15 protein-coding genes are annotated in these 15720 nt (G+C 65.4%); 6 read left to right on the forward strand and 9 right to left on the reverse strand.

The features are described 5' to 3' along the window. Positions 1 to 26: 26 nt before the first annotated feature. The 6 genes from P6U24_RS11390 to P6U24_RS11415 form a co-directional block, all read right to left on the reverse strand. Positions 27 to 584, reverse strand: coding sequence for a LemA family protein (locus tag P6U24_RS11390; RefSeq protein WP_407159212.1), 558 nt, complete (start codon positions 582 to 584; stop codon positions 27 to 29). Positions 585 to 761: 177 nt separating this feature from the next. After that, positions 762 to 1187 (reverse strand): hypothetical protein, encoded by a 426-nt coding sequence (locus tag P6U24_RS11395; protein WP_407159213.1) that lies wholly within the window; start codon positions 1185 to 1187, stop codon positions 762 to 764. Between the two features lie 177 nt (positions 1188 to 1364). Beyond that, positions 1365 to 2345: a small ribosomal subunit Rsm22 family protein gene (locus P6U24_RS11400; RefSeq protein WP_407159214.1), complete on the reverse strand. Its 981-nt coding sequence runs from the start codon at positions 2343 to 2345 to the stop codon at positions 1365 to 1367. A gap of 71 nt (positions 2346 to 2416) precedes the next feature. Then, positions 2417 to 5881 (reverse strand): chromosome segregation protein SMC, encoded by a 3465-nt coding sequence (gene smc / locus P6U24_RS11405; RefSeq protein ID WP_407159215.1) that lies wholly within the window; start codon positions 5879 to 5881, stop codon positions 2417 to 2419. Positions 5882 to 6181: 300 nt separating this feature from the next. Continuing rightward, positions 6182 to 6838 carry a DsbA family protein gene (locus tag P6U24_RS11410; RefSeq protein ID WP_407159216.1) on the reverse strand — a complete coding sequence of 219 codons (657 nt, stop codon included), beginning with the start codon at positions 6836 to 6838 and terminating at the stop codon, positions 6182 to 6184. 116 nt (positions 6839 to 6954) lie between these two features. Further along, a complete protein-coding gene (locus P6U24_RS11415) occupies positions 6955 to 7434 on the reverse strand; it encodes a DUF721 domain-containing protein (RefSeq protein WP_407159217.1) in 480 nt (159 codons plus the stop codon). A gap of 129 nt (positions 7435 to 7563) precedes the next feature. On the opposite strand from P6U24_RS11415, the gene mutY reads away from it, so the two are divergent. From mutY to P6U24_RS11430, 3 genes are all read left to right on the forward strand, one after another. Further along, positions 7564 to 8670, forward strand: a complete 1107-nt coding sequence (mutY, locus tag P6U24_RS11420) for an A/G-specific adenine glycosylase (RefSeq protein WP_407159218.1) — start codon at positions 7564 to 7566, stop codon at positions 8668 to 8670. A 104-nt stretch (positions 8671 to 8774) separates the two neighbouring features. Next, complete coding sequence (locus P6U24_RS11425; protein ID WP_407159219.1) at positions 8775 to 9194, forward strand: PaaI family thioesterase; 420 nt, start codon at positions 8775 to 8777, stop codon at positions 9192 to 9194. Positions 9195 to 9300: 106 nt separating this feature from the next. Beyond that, positions 9301 to 9918: a glutathione S-transferase family protein gene (locus P6U24_RS11430; RefSeq protein ID WP_407159220.1), complete on the forward strand. Its 618-nt coding sequence runs from the start codon at positions 9301 to 9303 to the stop codon at positions 9916 to 9918. A gap of 233 nt (positions 9919 to 10151) precedes the next feature. On the opposite strand, the gene P6U24_RS11435 is transcribed toward P6U24_RS11430, so the two are convergent. Further along, a complete protein-coding gene (locus tag P6U24_RS11435) occupies positions 10152 to 11009 on the reverse strand; it encodes a LysR family transcriptional regulator (RefSeq protein WP_407159221.1) in 858 nt (285 codons plus the stop codon). 88 nt (positions 11010 to 11097) lie between these two features. On the opposite strand from P6U24_RS11435, the gene P6U24_RS11440 reads away from it, so the two are divergent. Both P6U24_RS11440 and P6U24_RS11445 read left to right on the forward strand, forming a co-directional pair. After that, positions 11098 to 11523, forward strand: coding sequence for a nuclear transport factor 2 family protein (locus tag P6U24_RS11440; protein ID WP_407159222.1), 426 nt, complete (start codon positions 11098 to 11100; stop codon positions 11521 to 11523). 16 nt (positions 11524 to 11539) lie between these two features. Then, positions 11540 to 11974, forward strand: coding sequence for a nuclear transport factor 2 family protein (locus P6U24_RS11445; protein WP_407159223.1), 435 nt, complete (start codon positions 11540 to 11542; stop codon positions 11972 to 11974). Positions 11975 to 12073: 99 nt separating this feature from the next. Here the strand turns inward: P6U24_RS11445 and P6U24_RS11450 are convergent, their stop codons facing one another. Then, on the reverse strand, positions 12074 to 12766 hold the full coding sequence (locus P6U24_RS11450; protein ID WP_407159224.1) for a glutathione S-transferase family protein: 693 nt from the start codon (positions 12764 to 12766) through the stop codon (positions 12074 to 12076). A 372-nt stretch (positions 12767 to 13138) separates the two neighbouring features. Here P6U24_RS11450 and P6U24_RS11455 point away from each other — a divergent pair, with 372 nt between their 5' ends. Further along, positions 13139 to 14188, forward strand: coding sequence for a hypothetical protein (locus tag P6U24_RS11455; RefSeq protein ID WP_407159225.1), 1050 nt, complete (start codon positions 13139 to 13141; stop codon positions 14186 to 14188). 17 nt (positions 14189 to 14205) lie between these two features. Here the strand turns inward: P6U24_RS11455 and P6U24_RS11460 are convergent, their stop codons facing one another. Continuing rightward, the gene (locus tag P6U24_RS11460) at positions 14206 to 15339 is read right to left on the reverse strand and encodes a site-specific DNA-methyltransferase (RefSeq protein ID WP_407159226.1); all 1134 of its coding nucleotides are present in this window, start codon (positions 15337 to 15339) and stop codon (positions 14206 to 14208) included. Positions 15340 to 15720 lie beyond the last annotated feature (381 nt).

Raw genomic sequence — 15720 nt, forward strand, 5'->3', positions numbered from 1 at the left:
TGCCCGTGACCGTGGAGGACCTAAGCTTAGAATCTCACGCTGGGCGCGGCCTCGACCTCGGTGCGGCTGGTGCCGAGATCGAAGAAATCCTTGCGGGTGAAGCCGAACATGCCGGCGAACAGCACCGCCGGCATCTGCTGGATGCCAGTGTTGTACTCCTGCACGGCATTGTTGAAGAAGCGGCGGCTGGCCGCAATCTTGTTCTCGAGGTCGGAGAGCTCGTTGGCGAGCTGCTGGAAATTGGCGTTGGCCTTGAGGTCGGGATAGGCCTCGGACAGCGCGATCAGTCGGCCGAGCGCGCCGGACAGCTGGGCCTCCGTGGCCGAGACCTGCGCCGGTCCTTGCGCCGACATCGCGGCGTTCCGAGCCTTGATGACGTCGTCCAACGTGCCGCGCTCATGCGCGGCATAGCCTTTCACGGTCTCGACCAGGTTCGGGATCAGATCGTGACGCTGCTTGAGCTGCACGTCGATGTCGGCAAAGGCTTGGTTGACCCGCTGGCTGAGCGTGACCAGCCGGTTGTAAGCGCCGATGGCGAACAGCACGACGACAACGATGATGCCGAGGATGATCCAGCCGGACATGGAGGGCTCCGAAGAGATGCGGGAGGGACGGGACGCGGCAGGAGGTTATCGGCGCCGCCAGCCAGCTTCAATCACGCGCCGGCCGCGCCCGTTGGTCGCCGCAGCGGGCTGACGCGTTCAATGGCCCCTGATCGTCCGGACCCCGGGTATCGGCGCGGAAAGCGGCAGGCGCCTTCCTCAATAGGGCCGGGCGATGTGCCAGAGCTGGGTGGGATCATCGCCGTTGGTGTCGCCTGGCGCGGTGTCCTTTTGCGACGTGTAGAGCGGGCGATAGCGATAGGCCCACATCTTCTTGCCATCGTTGCGGGTGATCACCGTGAAGTCGCCGGTGGCGATGGCATTATCCGCGGCGGCGAGCGGCGGGCGCTTCTCTGCGCAGGCGTCATTGCAGGCCGATTTGTTGCCGCTGTCGTCGCGTTCGAAATAATACAGCGTCATGCCCTTGGGATCGACCAGCACCGGGCCGTGCTTCCCGACGATAGCCTTGGCCGGCGGACCTTCCTGTTTGGGCGCTGGCGGCGGCGCCGACGACTCATGCCCATTGGCCAGCGCACTTCCGGCCGAGAGCAGCACGGCGGCTGCAATGATCGCGATCCTGAACATCCTGTTCCCCAACCTGCATCTAATGCGACGCACAATGGCGAAGAGGACTTAGCTTCAGGTTGCAGATCCGGGCCGCAAAATGCGGAAAATTGCGCACCGGCGTTAACCAGGCGCGGGAATCTGCTGCAGGCCGGTACCGATCCGAACGTGAATCGGTATCGCAAAACCGAAGCCGATCTACCCTTTGGTAACCACGCCATCACCCCAATCCCAGCGGCGAGCGGCGGCAAAGGCCTGCTTGTCGCGGCGAGGCACGCTGGCGATCTGCAACGTGCCATCGGCACAACAAAGCTTGGCCGTCGCGGCCACCTTGGTGATGACAGTCGGCGCCAGCACCCGGGCCGCCGGTCGATCGATAGGGGCTCGTGTCAGCGCGACATAGATGAATTTCTCGTCTTCGAACGGGACGTCCACTTCCTTCACCTGCTTATGCGCGCGCGAGCGGGCCAGGCGCTGCGCGAAATGGCACCAGTCGGGCGCGATGAGCGGACAGGGCTGGTCATGCGGGCAGGGTGCCGCGACATGCGCGCCCGCTGCGATCAGTTGCGTGCGCGCAGCGATGATGCGGGCATAACCCGCCGGCGTGCCAGGCTCGATGAGCAGGAGTGTGTCGGCCGTCTTCGCCCACAACGCATCGACAAGGGCGGCTCGCTCAGCATCGGGAAGCTCGCCAATCATGTAGCTCGCGATCACGAGATCCGCGGGATCGGTGCGCGCGATCTGCTGATGTGCCGGACCGAGCGTGTAGGTCAGATGGCCGAGCCGGCTTGTGCTGTCAGCCAGCTCCAAGGCGAGCGTTCGCAATACCGGATTGGCGTCGACTGCGGCGACGGATGCGAGCAAGGGAAAAGCTTCCGCTGCAGCAAAGCCCGCCGTGCCCGGCCCGGCGCCGACATCGAGCAGCGCCGTCGGCGCAAGGTCCGGCCGCAGTTCGGTGAGCGCATTCAGGCAGGCCGCGACCGCAGCATAGGTCGCGGGCATCCGCACCACGGCATAGGCCAGCGCGTCAGCCTCAGTCGTGATGGTGCCCGAGGTCCCACCGCCGCGATAGGCCTGCGAAATGCGCGCCGCCCGTTGCGCAGCGTCCTGGCGCGGCAGGCCATGGAGCTTGGCTTCGAGCATCGCCTTCAGCGCAGCGGGAAGATCGGGAGGGATCACGGCTTACCATCCTCCCGCGTCACCATCCCGGGTTCGACGCTGACGCGTCGCCCCGGAATGACGGCCTGCAATTACGCGACCTGCTGGTCGAGGATCTTCACGGCCTCGTCGAGTGCCACCGACACCAGTTGCGACACGCCGCGCTCGGCCATGGTGACGCCGAACAAGCGGTTCATCCGCGCCATCGTGATCGGGTTGTGCGTGATGATGATGAAGCGGGTCTCGGTCGAGGCCTTCATCTCGTGCAGCAGGTTGCAGAAGCGTTCGACGTTGTGGTCGTCGAGCGGCGCGTCGACCTCGTCCAGCACGCAAATGGGCGAGGGGTTGGTCAAGAACACCGCGAAGATCAGCGCCATCGCCGTCAGCGCCTGCTCGCCGCCCGAGAGCAGCGACAGCGATTGCGGCTTCTTGCCCGGCGGCTTGGCGATGATCTCGAGGCCGGCCTCCAGGGGATCGTCGCTCTCGATCAGGTGCAGCGCGGCCTCGCCGCCGCCGAACAGCTCGGTGAACAGGCGTTTGAAGTGGTTGTTGACGCTCTCGAACGAGGCCTGGAGGCGCTCGCGCGCCTCCTTGTTGAGGCTCTGGATACCCTGGCGCAGCCGCTTGATAGCCTCGACCAGGTCGTCACGCTCGGTGGTCAGCGCGGTGTGCTGGCCCTCGACCTCGGTTAGCTCCTCCTCGGCGCGCAGGTTGACCGCGCCCAGCCGCTCGCGGTCGCGGCGCAGCTTGTCGAGGCTGTCCTCGATCTCGTGCAGCGGCGGCAATTGCGTGTCCGGCCCGATCTCGGCCATGGCCGCCACGGCCTGCGGCTCGACCTCGAGCATGTCGTGGATCTCGCGCTCGACATCAGCAAGCCGGCGCTTGGCGCCTTCCAGCCGTTCCTCCGCGCGGGCCGCGGCCTCGCGCGCACGCGACAGCGCCTCCAGCGAGGCCTTGGCGGCCCGATCGGTGTCGCCCATCTCGGTTTCGGCCGCGGCCAGCGCATCGGCCGCGACCTGGCGCTCGCCCTCGGCGATGCCGATCTCATCGATCAGCGCGCTGCGCTTCTCCGCAAACACTTGCGGCGCGTTCTCCAGCTCCGCGCGCTCCTCGCGCACCTCGGCGATGCGCTCCTCGATGGTCGAGATCTGCGAGCCGGCGCCGTGAATGCGCCCCAGCCAGTCGTTGCGCTCCTTGATGATCGCCTGCACGCGGCGATCGGCGAGCTCGGCCTCGCGGGCCAGCGCCTGCGCCTCGGCACGCACCTGGGCGGCGGCGCGGCGCTTGGCCTCGATCTCGGCGCGCACCGCCGAGAGCTGGCCCTCGGCCTCGGTTGTCGGCGGCAATTCCTCGATCGCCTCGATTGCGCTCTGATGCGCCTCTGCGACTTCCTCGCGGTCGAGCGCGAGGCGGCTGTGCGCCTCGGTCAGTGCCGACTTGCGCGCCGCATGGCGGTTGATCTCGCGCTCGGCATTGGCGTGGCGCTCGCGCGCGGCGTTGACCTCGCGCTGCGCAGCGCGCCAGGCCTCGCGCGCGGCGCTTTCGGCGGCACTGGCGGCCTGGACGTCCCGCTCGGCGGTCTCCAATTCCTGACGGCGGTTCGCTGCATCGATGCGAGCCTGCTCCAGATCGGCCTCGATGTCGATCAGGCGCGCACGCTCGGCAAGGCGCCGCGCTGCGCCGGTCGGGGCATGCGCGGCGGCGATGAAGCCGTCCCAACGCCAGACGTCGCCCTCGGGCGACACCAGCCGCTGTCCGGTCTTGAGCTGCGATACCAGCTGCGCGCCGCGCTCGCGCGGCACCACGCCGATTTGCGCCAGCCGTCGCGCCAGCTCCGGCGGTGCCTGCACATGCGCAGCGAGCGGCTCGACGCCCTCGGGGAGCGCGGGATCGGTCCCCTCCGCGCCGGCGATGGTCCACCGCATCGGCGCCGACGGATCGACCGGCGCGTCGAGATCGTCGCCGAGCACGGCGCCGAACGCCTTCTCATAACCCTTGGCGACGGTGACGCCGTCGATGATCGGCGGCCACAGATTCTTGGTCTCGCTGTTGACCATCTTGGAGATGGTCCGCGCTTCGGTCTCGAGCCGCTGCACGCGCTTGTCGGCTTCCGCCAGCGGCGCGCGCGAGGCCTCAAGCTTTTGCCGGGCGGCCACCTGCGCGGCTTCGCTCGCTTGCGCCGCCCCTTCGGACACGGCCACGGCTTCCTCGGCGGCCTCAAGCGCGGCGGCGAGCGCATCAAGGTCGCCGAGATGCGCGGTCTCCTGCACCAGTCGCTGTTCGTCGGCCTGAACGGAGGCGATCTCCTGGTCGAGCCGCGCCAGCCGGTCGCGATGGCCGCGCACATTGGCTTCGAGCTGGTTGCGCTTGGCGGTGAGGTCGGCGAGTTGCGTGGTCAGCTCGGTGAACCGGCGCTCGGTCTCAGCCAGGCTGGCTTCGGCCTCGGCGACGCGCTCGTCGACGCCGCTGCGCATCTCGACGCGCGCCTTGATCTCCTCCTTCAGCTCCGCGTCTTCGCTCTCCAGCCGCTGCAGCGCGACCTGGGCATCCTGGGTCTGCTGCTGCTCGCGCGCGACGTCAGCGGTCAGCTGCATCAGGCGGCGGTCGAGCTCGCCGGTGCGCTCCTTGGCGCGCTGCTCCTCGCGGTCGAGGATGTCGCGCGCGCTCTTCAGCCGCTGCAGGGTCGCCGCTGCGCGGGCTTCGGCATCGCGCAGGGCGGGAAGATGCGCGGAGCGGATCGCCTGGATACGTGCGGATTCAGCCTGCTCGCGGGTTCGCTCCGCCATCTCGCGGACGCTGACATCGTGTGCGTGGGCGGTCTCGTTGAGGTCGGCATGGGCGCCGATCCAGCGCAAGTGATAGAGTGTCGCTTCGGCCTTGCGCACCTTGGCGGCAACCTCGCGATAGCGGATTGCCTGCCGGGCCTGCTTCTTCAGCCCTTCCATCTGACCGGAGAGCTGGCCGATGACGTCCTCGACGCGGGTGAGATTCGTCTCGGCTGCCTTCAGGCGCAGCTCGGCCTCGTGGCGGCGCGCATGCAGGCCGGCGACACCGGCCGCGTCTTCCAGCACGCGGCGGCGCTGCTCCGGCTTGGCCTGGATGATCTCGCCGATCTTGCCCTGGTGGACGAGGGCCGGCGAGCGCGCGCCGGTTGCCGCGTCCGCGAACAGGATCTGCACGTCACGCGCACGCACGTCGCGGCCGTTAATGCGATAGACCGAACCCGCCTCGCGCTCGATCCGGCGCGAGATCTCCAGAATGTCCTTGTCGTTGACGGCGGCCGGCGCGGTCCGATCAGCATTGTCGATCGTCATCACCACTTCGGCGTGGTTGCGCGCGGGACGGGTGTTGGAACCGGAGAAGATCACCGCGTCCATGTCGGCGGCGCGCAGCGATTTGTGCGAGGTCTCGCCCATCGCCCAGCGCAGCGCTTCGACTAGATTCGACTTGCCGCAGCCGTTCGGACCGACCACGCCGGTGAGGCCCGGTTCGATCACGAAATCAGTCGGTTCGACGAACGTCTTGAAACCGTGGAGACGAAGACGCGTGAGTTTCATGCACAGATTCTCTGTTGGCGGGAAACGAATCTCCCTGCCGTGACAATACCATGGATGGTGATGTCAAAGTGGCCGAGTCGCTTTCGGGCGCCTCATCTGGCCGCGACAATGGCGACGGCGGCGCTTCAGGGCAACCCGCCGGAACTGCTTTTCCAAGGCTTTATCGGGAACTGTGGCCCGCGAGTCGCGCGGAACCCGAATCAAGTAAACGGCCCGCAACATCGCTGTTCGAGCCGCTTTGCTTTGGCATTTTTATCAAGGCCTTATGCCGTGCAACGTGCTAACCGCGCGATCGGCGCATCAGCTCTTCAGAAGCGGGTTGATCTTCTTCTCGAACTCTTCGATCGAGGTCTCGCCCTTGATCTTCTCACCATTGATGAAGAAGGTCGGCGTCGAATCCACTTTAAGAACGTCGCTGGCGTATTTCTGGTCGGCGGCGATCTTGTCGAGCAGGGCCTGATCCTTCAGGCAAGCCTCGACCTGCTGCTGGCTGAGACCGGCCTGCTTGCCGATTCGCGTCAACGTCTCGGTGGTGTTCTTGACCACCCAGTCGTTCTGCGAGCGGAACAACATGTCGGTGACTGCGAAATATTTCTGCGGGTCGCCATTGGCGATGCAGCGCGTCAGCATCGAACCGGCCGCGGCTTTGATGTCGAGCGGGAACTCGCGGAAGATGTAACGGATCTTCCCGGTGTCGATGTATTCGGACTTCAGCTTCGGGAAGACCTCCTTGTTGAAGGCCGCGCAGTGCGGGCAGGTCATCGAGGCATATTCCGTGATGGTCACGGCTGCGTCTGCCGGGCCGAGCGCCATGTCCGGCAGCGACACCGGCTTGGCAACGTCGGCGGCACTCTGCGCCATTGCTTCCGTGATCAGCCGCAGCGGCGACAGGCCGGCCAAAGCGGCAAGACCAGTCAGGGACAGGGCAGCAGTGAAGGCGCGGCGGGTGATGATCAAGGGTTCTCTCCCGGATTGGCGCTTTTCGCGCGCAAAACACTCAAAAGGCGGGCATTTGGCTAGCTTGAAACCGAAGATGTGGCAATGCCGGCCCGCAACAAGGACCGTATGGGCCGTCAATTTCGCTTGATGGAGGCACCGAGTCGGGCGAGCGCGTCGCGCAGCGCGTCATCCTCGACCGCCGAGAGAGTTTTGGCGACCTTCGCCACCGCTGCCGGATCGGGCGGCGTCGGCCGTTTCGGCTTCGGCCGGCGCGACAACGGACCCTGTCGCAAGGCGAGCCGGCCCACCGCATGCCAGCCGAAGAAGCGATTGACCCGCTCCAGGATAACGTCCGAGGAATGCTGGATCTCCAGCGCCATCGGCCCTTCGACCCGCAGCACCAGGGTGGCCGGGTCTTGTGGCTGCCCGTCGACCGGACGGGGCCATTGGATCTTCAGGGGCTCGGCATGCGCCGCGATCTGCGGACCTGCGATCTCTGACCAGCGCGTGACGAGCTCGCGGGACGCGAATCCCTGCTTGGCATAGGCGGCCGTGAGCACGTCGCCCATCATTACCGAGAGGGGCTTGGCGCTGATCGGGCCGGGCTTGGACATCGTCAACCCTTGTTGCATCTCCGGACGCGCCGGAACTTGGTCGGCGCGCGCCGAAGAAAGCCGTGGATGCCCACGCCAGACGCGGGCAAGACGGTGATCATGTTCGGCTTGACGTACTAAATTGCAAGAATGGTGTCACCCGCCCTTCGTACGAAACGCAAATCTCCCGAGAATGACACGGCGAGCGCTGACCGCCCCGCACGGCTGCTCGCCTGGTACGATCGGCATCGCCGCCGGCTGCCGTGGCGCGCGGCGGCGGGCGAACGGTCGGACCCATACCGGGTCTGGCTGTCGGAGATCATGCTGCAGCAGACCACGGTCAAAGCGGTCGGGCCGTATTTCGAAAAGTTCATCACGCGTTGGCCGGATGTCGCGGCGCTCGGCCGCGCTGCGCTGGACGATGTGCTGCGGATGTGGGCCGGGCTCGGCTATTATTCGCGGGCGCGCAACCTGCATGCCTGCGCCGTCGCGGTGCTGCGCGATCACGGCGGCAGATTTCCGGACACCGAGGAGGGGCTACGGGCGCTGCCGGGGATCGGTCCCTATACGGCGGCTGCGATCGCGGCGATCGCGTTCGACCGCCGCACGATGCCCGTAGACGGCAATATCGAGCGCGTTGTGTCGCGGATGTTCGCGGTCGAGGAGACGCTGCCGCGGGCCAAGCCGCGCATCCAGGAGCTGGCGCCCACGCTGCTCGGGCCGACCCGGGCGGGCGACAGCGCGCAAGCGCTGATGGACCTGGGCGCCTCGATCTGCTCGCCGAAGAAGCCGGCCTGCGCACTCTGTCCATTTGCTGAGGATTGCGCGGCGCGGGCGCGGGGGGATCAGGAAACCTTTCCGCGCAAGGCCCCGAAGAAAACCGGTGCGCTCCGGCGCGGTGCCGCCTTCGTCGTCACCCGCGGCGATGAGCTGCTGGTGCGCTCACGCCCGGAGAAGGGCTTGCTCGGGGGCATGACCGAGGTGCCGGGCTCGGACTGGCTGGCCGCGCAGGAAGATGATGCGGCGTTGGCGCAGGCGCCCAGGCTGCCAGCCATGACACGTTGGCATCGTAAAGCGGGCGTCGTCACCCACGTCTTCACACATTTTCCGTTGGAGCTCGTGGTCTACACGGCGCAGGTGCCCGCGCGAACCAAAGCGCCTTCGGGCATGCGTTTCGTGCCCGTCGCAACCCTCGCGGAAGAAGCGCTGCCGAACGTGATGCGTAAGGTGGTCGCGCACGGGCTGATGGTGGATTGAAGCCCGGATAATGCGGCGTCGGTTGGCGCGGCTTGGCGAGCGCTACTGACATCACGTTGGCAGCAGCAGGGAATTAGTATCAAGGACGGATAGGGAGGACGTCCATGATCAAGACGGCACTCGACGGCATCGAAGCTCCGCCAAGCGCCAAGCTGCTCGGCTGGCGTGTGCTGGATGTGAAACCCGCGGAAGGCTGGATTTGCGTTGGATTCGACGGCAGCGCGGCGTTCTGCAACCCGGCTGGATTTATCCAGGGCGGCATCCTCTCGGCTATGCTCGACGACACGATGGGGCCCGCCGTGTTCGCGATGACGGACGGGCGACTTTACACAGCGACCATCAGCATGACCGTGAACTTTATCTCCCCCGCCGAACCTGGTCCGATCATCGGCGAGGCGCGGGTGATCCAGCTCGGCCGGACCATCGCGTTCATGGAAGGACGGCTCGACCGCGCCGACGGTCAACCGATCGCAACCGCAACCGCCAATGCGCGGCTGCTCGAGAGTGCACGGGCGCTGCGCTGAGCAGTGATACACTTCGCAGTCGCAAAGGGCTGCTCCTCAGCAGTGCGCTATGGACGGCGGCACGGAGCGTCGCTAGTTTGACGGCGTTCTCGTAAGGATCGCCGCCATGCTCAAGCTCTATTTCGCGCCAGGGACCTGCGCGCTCGCATCGCACATCGCGTTGGCCGAGGCCGGCGCCGACTACACGGTCGAGCGGATCGACTTCAAGACCAACCAGCAGAACAGTCCGGATTATCTCGCGATCAATCCGAAGGGCAGGGTGCCCGCGCTCGCGGCCGACGGCGGTATCCTGACCGAGACGCCGGCGATCCTCGCCTTCATCGCGCAGAGCTTCCCGAAGGCGAGGCTCGCGCCGGTGGATGATGCGTTCGCGTTTGCGCAGGTGCAGTCGTTCAACAGTTATCTCTGCTCCACGGTCCATGTCGCCCATGCGCACAGAGTGCGCGGCAGCCGCTGGGCCAGCGAGGAGAGTTCGTTTGCTGACATGAAGCGCAAGGTGCCGGAGACGATGGGCGCCTGCTTCACGCTGATCGAGAATAAGATGTTCAAGGGCCCATGGGTGATGGGCGAGCAGTATACGATCTGCGATCCCTATCTCTACACGATCGCGACCTGGCTCGAAGGTGACGGCGTCCAGATCGCCAAGTTTCCGAAGCTGGCCGATCATCACCGGCGCATGGCAGAGCGTGCGGCGGTGAAGAAGGCGCTCGCGGAGCAGACCTAGACGACCGTTTCCAGAGTCACGGTCCATATATAGGCTCCCGCTATATAGGCTCCCGCTATATAGGCTCCCGCTGCCATCGTCCGCGAATGCGGACGATCTGGTGCGCCGTAACGTTCGGTTCCATCTCGTCTGTCGCGGACTGCTGGGTGCTCCGCCTGCGCGGAGCACGATGGCGTTGGAGATGGCGAGAGCTCAACCCAGCCATCGACAGCCGATCTCAAGGAAACGCCCGTCTAGTTTCGCCTGCCGCGATCAAGCTCGCGGCCGGTCTGCAGCATCAAGGTCCGTAGCCAGATAGAGCCTGGGTCCATCTGCGCGCGGGTCGGATAGAACATGTACTGCTCATCGATTCCGGGATCGAGCGGCGGGGTGACGGTTGCAAGCGACAGTTGCCGCGCCAGGGCTGCAATCAACCGGCGCGGCACGAAGGCGACGAGATCGGTGCGCGCCGCTACATGCAGCGCTTCGATATAGCTCGGCACCACCAGCGCGATCCGCCGCTCTAGTCCCTTGCCGCGCAGCCAGGTGTCGATCAGGTCCTCGGCCTGGCCGCGCAGAGGATGACCGCGCCGGATCGCGAGCGCATCGCTGTCGGTGTAGAGCAGTTGCCGGTGAAAGCCTTTAAACGCGTTGCCGATCGAGATCACCATGTCGATGGTGCGAGCGAATTCGGCGTGAAAGATCGCGGGCCCGCGCCAGGGTACCACGTCGATGCGGATGTTGGGTGCGGCCTGCGTCACCTTCGCCATCAGGGGAGGCATCAACAGCTCGACGGTGAGGTCGGGCATCATCAGGCGGAATTGCCGCTCGCTGTTGGACGCATCGAAGGCATCGGGCACGAACAGCCCGCGCACCTGGTCGAGCGCCTCCGCCAGCGGCGCGCGCAGCGCCAGCGCCCGCGGCGTCAGCTCCATGCGTGCCCCGGTGCGCACCAGAAGCGGATCCCCGATCAGGTCGCGCAGGCGTTGAAGCGCATGGCTGGTCGCGGGCTGCGACAGCCCGATCCGCATTGCGGCGCGGCTGACATTGGTCTCGCGCAGCAAGGCGTCGAGCGCCACCAGCAGATTGAGATCGAGCGCGGCTAAATTCATCGGCCGAATAGATATCATATTCTTTATTGATTAGAAGAATGATGCTGGCGGCGTCAGGATCGTCTAGGCCTTAAGGAGGAGAGACACCATGACCGCCGCCGCCAACAAGCAACTGATGCAGGATCTTCTGGGCCGGGCCGCCGCCGGCGACCGCGCCCCTTACCTGGCTGCGATCGCCGAAGACGTCACGATGACCGTGACAGGGCAATATTCCTGGTCGCAGACCTTCAGAGGCAAGGAGGCATTGCTGCGCGATCTCTACGGCCACCTCGCAACGCTCCTCGCGGAGGGCCGGCGGACCATCCCGCTGCGCTTCATTGCTGACGACGACCTCGTCGTGGTCGAGGGCAAGGGCGACATGCGCACCAAGACAGGCGTGCAGTACGACAACGACTACTGCCTGATCTATCGGCTGCGCGAGGGGCGGATCGTCGAGATCAGAGAATATTGCGACTCGGTGCTGACCGAGAGGGTGCTCGGGCCGTTTCCGGCATCGCGGACGCAGCCGAATTGAGCCAAAGAGGAGACACATGATGGGCCCGACCGAGAACACCATCGAGAACAAGAGACTAGTCCAGCACGTCTTCGACGAACTGGCAAAGAGCAATTCGCAACCGCTGCTGGACCATCTCGCGGAGGATTTCCGCTTCGTCATCATGGGCACGGGGGCGTGGTCGCGCAGCTATGATGGCAAGGCGGTCGTTTTTGCCGAGTTGTTCGCCCCGCTCAGGGAACGGATCGCAGGCCGGATCACCACCATTCCGGTGCGCCTGATCGCGGAAGGCGATCTCGTCGTGGTAGAGGCACGCGGTCGCAACACGACCAGTGACGGCAAGGCCTACAACAATACTTATTGTAATGTGCTCCGGCTCGAAGCCGGGCGGATCGCGGAATGGATCGAATATTGCGACACCTTGCTGATCGAGACCGCGCTCGGTCCTCCACCTGCCGTTCGAACGAACTAACAACCGCTGCGGCATCGCGATCAACGATCGGCGTCGCGGAGTGCTGGGTCGCCCGGTCAAGGCCGGGCGACGACATCTCATGCGTGGAGCGGATCGCGCTCACGCCACCTTCATCTTCTGATGACCGAACATGAAACCGCGCGCTTCCTCGTCCAGCTCGGCCTTGAAGGTGAACTTCTCCTTCAGCGCGAGCGCGCGGGCCGCGGCCGGCCGCGCCGAGATCTCGTCGACGAGACGCTTGAGATTCGGGTACCTCGTGAGCGCGTCATCGCCGAGCGCGAACGGCGCCAGGCGCGTCCAGCCCCACAGGGCCATGTCGACGATGGTGTAGGTGTCGCCGACCATGTAGTGGTGCATCGCCAACTGCGCGTCGAGGATCTTGAGATGGCGATGGCCTTCGTACTGATAGCGATTGTGGGCGTAGTCGTGGTCCTGGTCCTTCGGCGCGAAATGCTTGAAGTGCACGGCCTGGCCCATATAGGGACCGACGCCGGTCGCGACGAACATCAGCCATGACAGCAGCTGCGCGCGGTTCTTCGCCGAGTCCGGCGGCAGGAATTGGCCGGTCTTCTCGGCGAGATAGAGCAGGATGGCATTGCTGTCGAACACGATCGTGCCATCGTCGTCGATCACCGGCACCTTGCCGTTTGGATTGATCTGCAGAAATTGCGGCTTGAACTGATCGCCCTTGCGGGTATCGATCGCGACCGCCTGATAGGCGATGCCGGACTCCTCCAGGAACAAGGCCACTTTGGTCGGATTGGGCGAACCGTTGAAATAAAACGTGAGCATGGCAGCGTTTCCCGAATCACGGTGTTGCATTCGCGGGGGCGGCGAAGGTTGGCCGCACCTTTCGCCGAAGGCGCGCATCGTTAGCGGAACCCGATGGAATTTCAATTGCCGCGTTCGTCGATCGGCCTCGCACGCGATGCGGAGATACAGGGATGCGACGATGCGTCGCTCGCGCATCAGCTCTGCAGTCTCAGTCGATACAACGCTATCGCTGTTGAAAGCAGGGGAACATGGCGCGAAGCGGATTAGAACCGATCAAATCAGGCGCGATATCGGCGCGATTGGCAAAAATGGAACCGGCGTAGCCTTATTCCGAACCAAGTCATCGTCGAAACGGCGTTTTGGGGGCCGGGTGAATCGTCGGAGGTTTTCATGACGCATCGGGCGATGGCGATTGCGCCGCGCATTCTTCTGGCTGGCGTAGTTGCGGGTGCTGCTGCGGCAACGTTGCATGTCCACCCAGCCAGCGCTGCCGACGACTGCCTGACCAAGCCGAAGGCAACGGCACCGGCCGGCCAGCACTGGTACTATCGCAGCGATCGGGCCACCAAGCGCCAGTGCTGGTACCTGGGCGATGAGGCGTCGCACGGCGCTTCGCTCAACGAACGCAAGTCGGCAGCCGTGGCCGCGCATCGGCGTCATCAAGAGCTGTCGCCAGCGGCTGCCGACGCGCATGCCGAATTTGCATCGCCCGCCGCACCGGCGACGGATGCGAAGAACGCCATCGTTGCAGCTGTCGCGCCGACGCCGGTCGAGCCGGCACCAATGACCACAGCTTCGGCCGCGACGATGCCCGCTTTGGCTGCGGACAGCAGTGCAGTGACGCAGCGCCCGTCGGACGGCGGCGCTGCGGCGGCCGATCAGTCGGCCGTCGCGTCGCGCTGGCCAGACGCGAGCGACGCGACACAGCCGATTGCGGCGCCGTCGCGCAATTCCTCGACCTTCGCCGTGGCCGCGGCAGATCCGGCACCGGCCTCGGCGCCCGCCGCGAGCGTCGATTCGAGTACGGCTGTGGCCGCGGCAGAGCCTTCCGTGACCGAGAGTGAAAACGCGAGCACGTCCTCGGTCGCATCGACGATCGATTCGTCGCGGACCCGGCTCGCCGCATTCCTCGGTGCGGTGGCGCTCGCCGGCTTTTCGACCAGCGTGTTGCTGGCGCGCGCGCGTGCGCGGCGCCGGATCCGCCTCGAGCCCGTGGGAGGACGGCGTCGGCAGATCTGGCCGGCCGATGCCGAGATCGACGACATGCAACTGCCCGATGTCGGGAATGAGCGTCCGGCCTTCGCTTCGCGCAACGAGCCTGCGCCGCCGCGCACGGCCCGTTTGTCGGTCGTGCCGCACGACGACGTTCGCTATGACGAGCAGTATGAGGTCGAGGACCTGCTGGCGCGTTATGGCGGCCAGGGCCGCTCCACGCGCTAATTAAGTGGGGCTGGCGCCTAGCCGGCCGCCAGCTCGGAGCGGATTTCGGCACGCAGCTCGTCGATCAGCTTCAAGCCGCCTTTGGTCTCGATGTGCCAGAAGGTCCAGCCGTTGCAGGCCGGCAGCCCTTGCGCCACCGCGCCGATGCGGTGGATCGAGCCGACCTTGTCCCCGAGCATGATGGCGCCGTCGGCACGCACCAGCGCGCCATATCGCCGCTTGGAGTCGACCAGCTTGGCGCCGGGCGCGATCATGCCGCGTTCGATCAGCTCGGAGAAGGCGACGCGCGGCGCTTCGCGCGCCGTCATGAACGGCGCCAGCGTGGCCTCCGGCAGCGGTTCGATCGCGGCGATCCGCTGCTCCGCCGCCTTGGCATAGCTGCGTTCGCGCTCGAAGCCGACGTAGCGCCGGCCGAGACGTTTTGCCACAGCACCCGTCGTGCCCGTGCCGTTGAACGGATCGATCACGAGATCGCCCGGCTTTGACGACGACAGCAGCACGCGCGCGAGCAGGCCTTCCGGCTTCTGGGTCGGATGGACCTTCTTGCCGTCCTCGTCCTTCAGCCGCTCCTCGCCGGTGCATAGCGGGATCAGCCAGTCCGATCGCGCCTGCACATCCTCGTTGGCAGCCTTCAGCGCTTCGTAGTTGAACGTGTAACCCTTCGCCTTTTCGTCGCGCGCGGCCCAGATCATGGTCTCGTGCGCATTGGTGAAACGACGGCCGCGGAAATTCGGCATCGGGTTGGACTTGCGCCAGACGATGTCGTTGAGGATCCAGAAGCCGAGATCCTGCATGATCGCGCCGACGCGGAAGATGTTGTGATAGGAGCCGATCACCCACAGCGTTGCGGACGGCTTCATCAGCCGGCGCGCGGCGAGCAGCCAGGCGCGCGTGAAATCGTCGTAGGCCGCGAACGATGAGAACTTGTCCCAATCGTCGTTGACCGCATCGACCTGCGATTCGTCGGGGCGCTTCAGCTCGCCCTTGAGCTGGAGATTGTACGGCGGATCCGCAAACACCAGGTCGACCGATGCGGCCGGGAGTTTCGACATCTCGGCGACGCAGTCGCCGACGATGATGCGGGATGATTCGAGTGTCTCAAATTTAGTGCGGGGCGCCCTTGCAGACGCCCCGCGACGCGACACAACCATGACTCAAGAACTCTGACTCAGGCGACGCTGTCGGCGACGCGGGACCTAACAACCGACTGCCCACACCATGAACGGGCAAAGTAAAAATCGACTTAACCGGGAAAATCTTTCGCATCGCTGCGCGCAGTTTGATCACGCCAGGTGATCTCGCGCGGCCGCGATCGAACGACGCAGCATGTTTGGTCATGCCGTCGATTTTCATGCTGTTTTGCCGCTGATGCGCGGCGCGGAAAGTCCACAGACGCAGCTCGCATTGCACGTCAATTCGGCGCACTAGGCATTTTTTGCCGGCCGGGTTATTGATTAATGCGCTGGAAATTTTACGTGTCTGCCGTGTTAGGCAATTCGCGCTTTGTTCGTGCAAGATCGATTGAGGAAGGC

It is taken from the genome of Bradyrhizobium sp. STM 3557 (genome assembly GCF_045571465.1).
In the GTDB taxonomy this organism is placed as follows: domain Bacteria; phylum Pseudomonadota; class Alphaproteobacteria; order Rhizobiales; family Xanthobacteraceae; genus Bradyrhizobium.

Coding starts and splice junctions, on each gene's coding strand:
- P6U24_RS11455 (WP_407159225.1), top strand. CDS start 13,139: ATGACGCATCGGGCGATGGCGATTGCGCCGCGCATTCTTCTGGCTGGC.
- P6U24_RS11440 (WP_407159222.1), top strand. CDS start 11,098: ATGACCGCCGCCGCCAACAAGCAACTGATGCAGGATCTTCTGGGCCGG.
- P6U24_RS11395 (WP_407159213.1), bottom strand. CDS start 1,187: ATGTTCAGGATCGCGATCATTGCAGCCGCCGTGCTGCTCTCGGCCGGA.
- P6U24_RS11425 (WP_407159219.1), top strand. CDS start 8,775: ATGATCAAGACGGCACTCGACGGCATCGAAGCTCCGCCAAGCGCCAAG.
- P6U24_RS11430 (WP_407159220.1), top strand. CDS start 9,301: ATGCTCAAGCTCTATTTCGCGCCAGGGACCTGCGCGCTCGCATCGCAC.
- P6U24_RS11415 (WP_407159217.1), bottom strand. CDS start 7,434: ATGTCCAAGCCCGGCCCGATCAGCGCCAAGCCCCTCTCGGTAATGATG.
- P6U24_RS11460 (WP_407159226.1), bottom strand. CDS start 15,339: ATGGTTGTGTCGCGTCGCGGGGCGTCTGCAAGGGCGCCCCGCACTAAA.
- mutY (WP_407159218.1), top strand. CDS start 7,564: ATGGTGTCACCCGCCCTTCGTACGAAACGCAAATCTCCCGAGAATGAC.
- P6U24_RS11435 (WP_407159221.1), bottom strand. CDS start 11,009: ATGAATTTAGCCGCGCTCGATCTCAATCTGCTGGTGGCGCTCGACGCC.
- P6U24_RS11390 (WP_407159212.1), bottom strand. CDS start 584: ATGTCCGGCTGGATCATCCTCGGCATCATCGTTGTCGTCGTGCTGTTC.
- smc (WP_407159215.1), bottom strand. CDS start 5,881: ATGAAACTCACGCGTCTTCGTCTCCACGGTTTCAAGACGTTCGTCGAA.
- P6U24_RS11445 (WP_407159223.1), top strand. CDS start 11,540: ATGATGGGCCCGACCGAGAACACCATCGAGAACAAGAGACTAGTCCAG.
- P6U24_RS11450 (WP_407159224.1), bottom strand. CDS start 12,766: ATGCTCACGTTTTATTTCAACGGTTCGCCCAATCCGACCAAAGTGGCC.